The 8,512-nt window shown below is 40.0% G+C and carries 8 protein-coding genes and 1 pseudogene; all 9 read left to right on the top strand.

The genetic code is table 11. The annotated features are described in order from the left end of the window. Nucleotides 1-322: pseudogene (locus A2517_RS03575) on the top strand (response regulator); the annotation flags it as partial. A gap of 142 nt (nucleotides 323-464) precedes the next feature. Further along, nucleotides 465-1,022 carry a hypothetical protein gene (locus A2517_RS03570; protein WP_294894206.1) on the top strand — a complete coding sequence of 186 codons (558 nt, stop codon included), beginning with the start codon at nucleotides 465-467 and terminating at the stop codon, nucleotides 1,020-1,022. Nucleotides 1,023-1,183: 161 nt separating this feature from the next. Next, nucleotides 1,184-2,677, top strand: a complete 1,494-nt coding sequence (locus A2517_RS03565) for a methyl-accepting chemotaxis protein (protein ID WP_294894204.1) — start codon at nucleotides 1,184-1,186, stop codon at nucleotides 2,675-2,677. Nucleotides 2,678-2,704: 27 nt separating this feature from the next. After that, nucleotides 2,705-3,193: a PAS domain-containing protein gene (locus A2517_RS03560; protein WP_294894194.1), complete on the top strand. Its 489-nt coding sequence runs from the start codon at nucleotides 2,705-2,707 to the stop codon at nucleotides 3,191-3,193. Further along, nucleotides 3,168-4,598: a methyl-accepting chemotaxis protein gene (locus A2517_RS03555; protein ID WP_294894192.1), complete on the top strand. Its 1,431-nt coding sequence runs from the start codon at nucleotides 3,168-3,170 to the stop codon at nucleotides 4,596-4,598. The genes A2517_RS03560 and A2517_RS03555 overlap by 26 nt, the downstream gene beginning before the upstream one ends. Before the next feature lie 89 nt (nucleotides 4,599-4,687). After that, nucleotides 4,688-6,070 carry a HAMP domain-containing sensor histidine kinase gene (locus tag A2517_RS03550; protein ID WP_294894188.1) on the top strand — a complete coding sequence of 461 codons (1,383 nt, stop codon included), beginning with the start codon at nucleotides 4,688-4,690 and terminating at the stop codon, nucleotides 6,068-6,070. After that, nucleotides 6,067-7,353 carry a hybrid sensor histidine kinase/response regulator gene (locus A2517_RS03545; protein ID WP_294894187.1) on the top strand — a complete coding sequence of 429 codons (1,287 nt, stop codon included), beginning with the start codon at nucleotides 6,067-6,069 and terminating at the stop codon, nucleotides 7,351-7,353. The genes A2517_RS03550 and A2517_RS03545 overlap by 4 nt, the downstream gene beginning before the upstream one ends. Nucleotides 7,354-7,355: 2 nt before the next feature. Then, on the top strand, nucleotides 7,356-8,162 hold the full coding sequence (locus A2517_RS03540) for a response regulator (protein ID WP_294894186.1): 807 nt from the start codon (nucleotides 7,356-7,358) through the stop codon (nucleotides 8,160-8,162). Between the two features lie 10 nt (nucleotides 8,163-8,172). Next, on the top strand, nucleotides 8,173-8,512 hold a 340-nt coding region (locus tag A2517_RS03535), incomplete at its 3' end, for a hypothetical protein (protein WP_294894184.1).

Genomic DNA, 8,512 nt, shown 5'->3' with positions numbered 1-8,512 from the left:
TTATTATCTCGATAGGATCGGAAAATCTGCATCTATCTATTCAGAAAGCTATCCGATTGCGAGATCATTAGGCGAATTGTCCTCTACCATTAATAACAATGTGCAAACTTTTATCGATAAATCTTCTTCTTTGGGTCTCTTTTGTAAAACCTTCGGATTAGATTTGACACATTGGCTGCAAATGATTTTCTATGACGGTGCGCCAAGCGTCAACTTTATGGATGATACGATTATCAGCAATGCCCAGATGGTGGGCAACATGTTATGTGTCAATGAATCCCCGAGCGAATCAATCGACATGGACGATATTTTCGATTTCTAAATTGCGACAAACTTGCAACACTAAAACCTTATGATTCTTTATCTATATTGAATCAAAGGGTTATATTTGATATTCAGCCTTTTTGTAGTTGTATTTGCAACATTTGTTTTTTTACTTTCAGTGATGAGTTATGTCTTCCGTATTGTCAGTATCAACGAATAATTCTTTCGAACATTTACTCGAAGAGATAATTGCCAAAGCCCGCCTAAAAGGGGCAAAAATTCTCACGTGGTATCAATCTCCCAATGGCAGAACGGTTATCGAAATTTATGGAAAACTTCCGATTTTTTACTTAAGTCGGCACGCGGCTATCGATAGTATTATCCACCAATACAATTTGATTTCCCAATACCGACATCTCTACCAAAGTGCAACACAAAAATTCAAGTTACTAACAGTAGAAACAACGGGACAAGAACATAAAGTCTCCACTACATCCAAAGCTATTTATGAATGTGAAATAGTTTTTGGGAATATGGATAACGAACTTACGGCATCCACAAGAAGAAAACTCTATGCAGCGTTAGAAAAAATCAACGCTTCTGAACGGATGAGCCCCTCAGAGTTTTATCTTTTTCAAAATGTCTTGATAGATCATTTTCGTGACAAAGTTATCGAAGCCCGCTCCACGAAAAAGAAAAAACAGCTTCAAATGTTTCTCCGTTTTCTTAAAGAGATAAGTCACTCCGATATTGAATAAGCATTTTGCGACACTATTGCAACAGTAAACATTTATGATTCTCTCACTTATTTAAAAGAAGGCTCATCATGCTAACGACCGTCAAATCAAAAATAATTTTCACAATAATATTTTTCAGTTTTATTGGTATGGGGGCAATATATTCGTATATATCCTCATCATTGAATACCTTTTCGAATGAAACAGCCAAACGTTCATTAATGATGCTCAGCGATTCTATCTTTCAAACTCTTTCACTAAGTATGCTCGCAGGCGATCCGAAAGTTGTTAACGAAGCCATTGCCCATGCACAGGAGATCGACGGTGTTTCTAAAGTCGAAGTTCAAAAATCTAAGCAGGTAATTGAACTGTTCGGGCTAAATGAAAAATTCAGCGATGATCCGATGATTCAGGAAATTTTTAAAAGCAAAAAGCCGCAAGTCATAGAGAGCAGCGATAAAGGGCATATGATTCGTCTCCTTCAGCCGCTGATCGCACAAGAGAGATGTTTGGCATGTCACACCAATATTCAAACGGGCGAAGTCTTAGGGGTTATGGATCTGGTTGTTTCGTTGGAAAAAAATGATGCGGAGATCGGAGATACACAATTTATTTTATTGATTGCATTAAGTATTACGATTGTAGCTTTTGTCGTCATCCTTTCTATCTTTTTCGGAAAAGAGATATTGCACCCTCTTGAAGAACTCAAAAAGCGCATCAATGAATTAGTTAACGGGGATAAAGATTTAACGAAACGGCTTGCGGTAACTAAAAAAGACGAGTTTGCCGAAGCGGCTATCGAAGTCAACCATTTTGTCGCTATGGTTCAAGATACCGTCAATGAAGTAAAAATATTGGGCGCACAGAACTCTATGATTGCAGCCACAATTACCGAGGCTACACATAGTATTTCAAAAGGGGTAGAACAAGAGCGTTCTATTGTCAAAGAAGCCACTGATAAAAGTATCTCTATCAAAGAGATATTGTCGAAAAGTATCTTGATCTCCGAACAAACACAAAAAAATGTTGCTACCGCTAATAATGAATTGATTACGGCAAAAGGGGTCCTCAGCAAACTTGTCGTAGAGGTTGAGGGATACATTGAGACGGAACAGGAGATGTCATCTCAGCTGGTTGACTTGCGTCAAGATGCCGATCAGGTTAAAAATGTTCTGGAGGTTATCAAAGATATTGCCGATCAGACTAATCTGCTCGCACTGAATGCTGCCATCGAAGCGGCACGTGCGGGTGAGCACGGACGAGGATTCGCCGTTGTTGCTGATGAAGTGCGTAAGTTGGCGGAGCGGACGCAGCGAAGCTTAACCGAGATCGAAATCAATGTTAATACAATCGTGCAGTCAATCAACGACGTAAGCGATAAGATGATCAACAATGCACGCAATATGAATCAATTAACACATATTTCAAATGAAGTAGAAGAAAAAATTTCCGTAACCTCTTCAGAAATGGAGCGATCCGTAGTGGTTGCGCAGCATTCGTATAAGGATTCAGTTGAAGTGGTAAGTCATATCGAATGGATTATCGATCGGATATCCAATATTAATCATGTCTCCGAATCAAATCAAAAAAGTGTCGAAATGATCGAAAGCGATTCGGATAAATTGCTGCAAGTGGCAAAATCGCTTCAATCACGCATCAATGAATTTAAAAGTTAACCATAAAACGGATGAGGGGAGAATAGTATGGCCGGAAATGAACTGACGTTTAGTGATGATACATTTATCGTTTCAAAAACGGATGTTAAAGGGAAGATTACCTATGGCAATGAGCTGTTTATCAGTATGTCAGGGTACAGTGAAGAGGAATTACTTTATGCCCCTCATAACATCTTGCGTCATAGCGATATGCCCGCAAGTGTTTTTAAATTGCTATGGACGCGAATTCAATCGAGAGAAGAGGTATTTGCCTATGTCATCAATAAGACAAAAAATAATGACTATTACTGGGTATTTGCCCATGTAACTCCCAGCTTTGATGCGCAAGGGAACATTATAGGGTATCACTCGGTACGCCGTAAACCCAAAAAAGAAGCGCTCTCTATTATTCAACCGCTTTATAGCTCCATGCTCCGTGCCGAAAAAATCGGTGGAATTGCTGCAGGCGAAAAAATATTACTTGCCGCATTAGATCAAATGAAGGTCACCTATGATGAATTCATCCTCTCTCACTAAATTACAGTATCTGAATCTTATCTCTATCGTTGTATTTTTAATAGCGTTAGTGGTCGAAGTCATTACCATAGGCTTTGACTGGATTCGATTACTGAATGTTATCAACTTTGCGATTGCGTGGGCAATATTTATCAATATCCGAAAAGTTCAATCAACGATCCACAAAGTCGCGGAGGTGATGAGTGAAATCGAAGAAGGACATATGGAATCACGGATTACTAATATTAATGAATATGGAGAACTTAAGGCATTATGCTGGAACACCAACAATATGATAGATCAGTTGGAAGTGTACATGCGTGATACCTATGCCGTTATTGATGCATTGAGTAAAGATCACTATTATAGAACCGTACAAAGTTCAGGACTAAAAGGTTCCTTCAAACGTTCAGCTGAAAATATCAACCTGAGCGTTAAAAAAATGGAGCAAAGCCATGAATCGCTTAAACTCTTCGATTTGGATGGGAAACTGGCTGAGATCAGCCGTTCTACCGGAGGGCTTGATGTCATTCAGCGTGATCTTATGACATCGATTGAGAGCCTTTCTCATATTTCAACTATTTCTCAAAGTACAGCGGATCAATCAACTATCACGGTAAAAGAACTCGATACGGTTACCACTAATCTGAACGAACTTACCGCTCTGGTACAGGATTCTAACGGTGCTATCAATGCATTGGGGACGAGAGCCAACGATATCAATTCGGTTGTTAATTTAATTAAAGACATCGCAGATCAGACAAACTTGCTTGCATTGAATGCCGCCATCGAAGCCGCACGTGCGGGAGAACACGGACGCGGATTTGCTGTTGTTGCCGATGAAGTTCGAAAATTGGCCGAAAAAACCCAAAAAGCGACCGGCGATATTTCTATAGCGATACAGACCCTACAGCAAGATACGCATCAGATTCAATCCAGCTCAGAGGCGATGAATGAGATTGCCTTCAAATCCAATGGTATGATCCAAAACTTTACAGAAACGATCCATTCTTTTAATACAAACGCACTGGAAACGGCAAACGTCGTCCATAATATTGAGCTGACCGCATTTATTACATTGGCAAAAATAGATCATATCCTCTTCAAAGGACGGGCGTACGATGCTGTCTACGCACGTAAACTGGATGGGGGATTTGTCGATCATACCAATTGCCGATTCGGAAAATGGTACGAACAAGGAGACGGCAAAAAGAGTTTTAGCGCCTTCCCATCGTACAAGCAGATTCAAGAACCGCATAAACAAGTCCATGACAATGTTCTGGCAGTGGCAGAGATAATGAAAACTACGGGTCTAAGTGAATCTAAAGACCTTATAGTGGATCGATTTCAACAAGTCGAAACGGCATCCGCTAAACTTTTTATCATTATGGACACTATGTTAAAAGAAGCTTCAAAACGGGAGTAATCTTTCCCGTAACTCCATTAAATGCAACATATTTGCAACACTAAGCCGTCATAATCATTCAATAACCTTTTTACATGCCAAGGATTTTGATGCAGACTGCCCACTCCCCTCTTACCCTTCAATACGAAACTGATATTCAACAGCTTCAACAAGATTTGGATCAAATTAACAAAAGTCTTTTTGATGCTACAGCACATACTGCAATCTTGCTTGTAAACCATAAGGGTGAACTTCTTCAGGCCAATAACTATTTCCACCAAATATTTGATTCGGTGATGGAGCCTTCTTTTCCGCGTAAAATTCAAGTTCTTCCGATTACCAATACCTACGGCTCGTGTTCAACGGATTCCTGGTTTGAATTTCTAACATTTAAAGATGAGAGGATGCTTCCAAAAGTTGAAATATTGATTGACGGAAAACTCCTTTATTTTACAATCATATCCACCGTTATAGATAACAAAGAAAGCGGATCGGGAGAACATCAATCCAGCTATATTCTTTCATTGACCGATATAACGAATGTCGTTGAACTGCACAAAAACGAGATCAGTATATCCAAGGAACTTGCCTATAAACAGGGTATTTTTGATGTGACCAGCGAATATATCCACAACATTGGAAATATCGTCACCGGTGCGCAGCATCTTTCCGAGCGGATTATTAAAAATCTTGAACCGATGCAATTCTTTTTCAAATATTTTGACCATATCAAAGAGCAGCTTCAGGGGAATAAACAGTTCGTCAAAGAGAGTGTTTTAGAAGAGTATCTCAAAAATTTCAAGAAAATCGAAATGAGTCTGAATATTATCGAATCCTCTATGACCGATACTATTAAGAATGTTTTAGACAGCGATATGAAAAATCTACAAAAAGCGATTAGTAATATCGCTACAACCATAGCCTATCAACAAGAACTCTACAAAAATACCAAAAACAATATGGATGAATTGGTCAAATTTATCGATCTTATTACCGAAATACGGAGCGTCATCGAACCGCAACTCTTTAAAAACGATATAGCCCTTATGGTGGATATACATCCAAGTCTTAGTTTTCAAATTAATAGAATACATCTTTTTAACGGAATGCTTAATGTCCTTAAAAATTCCATCCATGCGATTCTCACCGCAGACAAAAGCCATAAACTGTTCCCTAAAATCATCAAAATTGCGGCGAGAAGCGTCCCTATCGAGGGGAGCTTCTTCGAACTTGACATGATGAACAACGATACCATTATGATGGATGAAAATATCGTAATAGAGGTCTACGACAACGGTATCGGAATGGATGAAGAGACAACTAAAAATGTATTTTTACAGGGCTTTACGACCAAAAAAGACGGGCACGGACTTGGGTTGCACTCTTTTGCCAATTTTTTAACCGGAAACGGCCATACGATCACATGCAAATCTGAAGGGATTGGAAAAGGGACTCTCTTTACGATTACTCTCGCCCCAGGATGTAAATCATGAGTGAGGCTGTTCATAATATTCTTACCATTGACGATGATACCACTATTCTCGAAGCGTATGCCGCCATATTGGCACCGTATAAAAAAACGAGCCTTGAAGATGCGATTTTAAAGCTTGAGCAGCTTCATGATATTGAGTGCAGTGCGATTGATCCCACAGACAGGACTATGAACTTTAACCTTTTTCAGGCCAACAACGGGCTGGACGGTGTAGAAATTTTTCGCCGACACTATGAAGAGGGTTTGAGTATTCCCGTCTGTATCGTCGATATGCGTATGCCCAACGGCATCGACGGGCTTGAGACCTCACTGCGCCTCAAACAAATCGATCCCGATGTCCATATTATTATTGCAACCGCCTATTCGGATCGGACGAATAAAGAGATATTGGATGCGCTGAAGAGCAATACCTATTATATTCGCAAACCCTTCAACAGTGAAGAGATCTATCAGCTGGTCTATTCCCTCTCCATCAGTTATACCTCCACGAAAACCATTCAAAGACTCAATAACGATCTGGAAGTGAAGATTGAAGAAGAAATTGAAAAAAACAGGCAAAAAGATTCCCTCCTTTTTCAACAGGCCAAACTTGCTGCAATGGGCGAAATGATCGGCAATATTGCCCATCAGTGGCGACAACCGCTCAATATTATTTCCATGTTGTTTCAAAAAGTTTACCGCCAGCACACGAACGGAACGCTTGATAGCAAAGCCATGGAACATGCACTCAACCAAGCGATGGATACCATCACCCACATGTCTCAGACGATTGATGACTTCCGTGGACACTTTGAGCCTAATAAAGAAAAAGTACACTACACCCTCTACAGTGTAATTGAAAATGCGATTACACTCGTAGAACCGAGTTTTAATCTTGCCAACATCACATTAGAGACATCCGTTCAATCGGATATAGAACTTTACGGATTCCCCGAAGACCTCAAACAAGTACTGCTTAATCTCGTCAATAACGCAAAAGATGCCATTGTTTCCAATAGTGTTTCAAGCGGAGTTATCCGTTTAGAGGTAGCTTGTTCGGATGATAAAACTCAAGCACTCATCCGTATTTACGACAATGGGGGCGGGATCGATCTTCAATACATCGACAAAATCTTCGAGCCCTATTTTACGACCAAACATAAATCCCAAGGGACGGGAATCGGTTTGTATATGTCTAAACGGATTGTCGAAGAGCACCTTGGCGGGAGTATTACGGCGCATAATGACGCCGAAGGCGCTGTATTTACAATATTTATCCATGCACACATTAACAACAAAGGCTAAAAATGGAAAATCATATCACGTTAGCAAAAAAACTACATGTTCTATTCGTGGATGACGAGAGGCTCATTCGTGAAATGGTGTCCGATATGCTCAGCGATACGGTAGGTCATGTCTCCCTCGCTTCAAACGGTCAAGAAGGACTTGATTTTTACCTGAATTCGCTCCGTCCGATTGACATCGTTATCTCAGATCAGACGATGCCTATTATGCAAGGGCTTGACATGCTGGAGAAGATTAAAGCGCATAACCCGACACAAAAATGCATTATGATTACAGCCCATTCCGAAGCAAAATATATGTTACGAGCCATTGAAATCGGAATCGAGCACTTTATTATTAAGCCGATTATTTTCGATAAGCTGGACAATATTTTATACGATTTGGCCCTTAAAATCGAGCAGGAGTCTCAGCAAAAAGAGAGGGAAAAACTCGATCAGAGGGAACAGATACAACACGCTTTCAACAAATCTCTTGAATCTATTATCCAAAACATTCCCCTCCCCTCCATGATTCTTGATCAACACGACCATGTGATTGTCGGTAACAGTGAAATATTTTCTATCCTTGCAGGTACCCCCCATTATACAAAACTGATCAATAAAGAGCTCAACTTCAAAGAGCTCCTGAATGATGATGCTCCCGTAAAAAGTGATCCGAATTTTTGCGATTGGAAAGAAGAGTTTTTACTTATGGGAGAGGAACTCTATTTTGATATTGAAGGCGTCTTGTATTCGGCAAAAATCAAGCGAATACTCGCAGATGACAATACCCGTTTTTACGTCCTTTGTTTGATAGAACTTCTCAATTGAGCGGGACATCATGATTAAAATAATCCAATCTTTTCATGTAAAAGCCAGCGTAATCGCCATCCATTCCGATGAGAAGAATATCTATTTTACCGATACCGACGGAAACCTTCATACTGTCTGCAGAACGCAATGGAATCGATCGGAAGAGTCACTGATCCAAGAAGCAACTCCCTTGCATCGATTTCAAAAAGGGTCTTCTTTCAGTCAAAACGGTCATGTAGCATACAGTGCAAAAATCAATAATGACTGTGCTATCTGTTTGAAACTCCCCTCTAAAGAAGATACAGAAAATGAGATGGATGGTGCGTTTCCAGACCCAATGGAAAACACATCGGAAGCGGCTATAGGAC

Source organism: Sulfuricurvum sp. RIFOXYD12_FULL_44_77, assembly GCF_001830725.1.
GTDB classification, from domain to species: Bacteria; Campylobacterota; Campylobacteria; order Campylobacterales; family Sulfurimonadaceae; genus Sulfuricurvum; species Sulfuricurvum kujiense_A.
The sequence above is the reverse complement of the archived record's forward strand: the minus strand, read 5'-3'. Positions and strand labels throughout refer to the sequence as shown.

What these genes read in the sequence shown, in the direction of transcription:
- A2517_RS03560 (WP_294894194.1), top strand. Translation starts at nt 2,705, where the DNA reads ATGGCCGGAAATGAACTGACGTTTAGTGATGATACATTTATCGTTTCA.
- A2517_RS03555 (WP_294894192.1), top strand. Translation starts at nt 3,168, where the DNA reads ATGATGAATTCATCCTCTCTCACTAAATTACAGTATCTGAATCTTATC.
- A2517_RS03550 (WP_294894188.1), top strand. Translation starts at nt 4,688, where the DNA reads ATGCAGACTGCCCACTCCCCTCTTACCCTTCAATACGAAACTGATATT.
- A2517_RS03545 (WP_294894187.1), top strand. Translation starts at nt 6,067, where the DNA reads ATGAGTGAGGCTGTTCATAATATTCTTACCATTGACGATGATACCACT.
- A2517_RS03540 (WP_294894186.1), top strand. Translation starts at nt 7,356, where the DNA reads ATGGAAAATCATATCACGTTAGCAAAAAAACTACATGTTCTATTCGTG.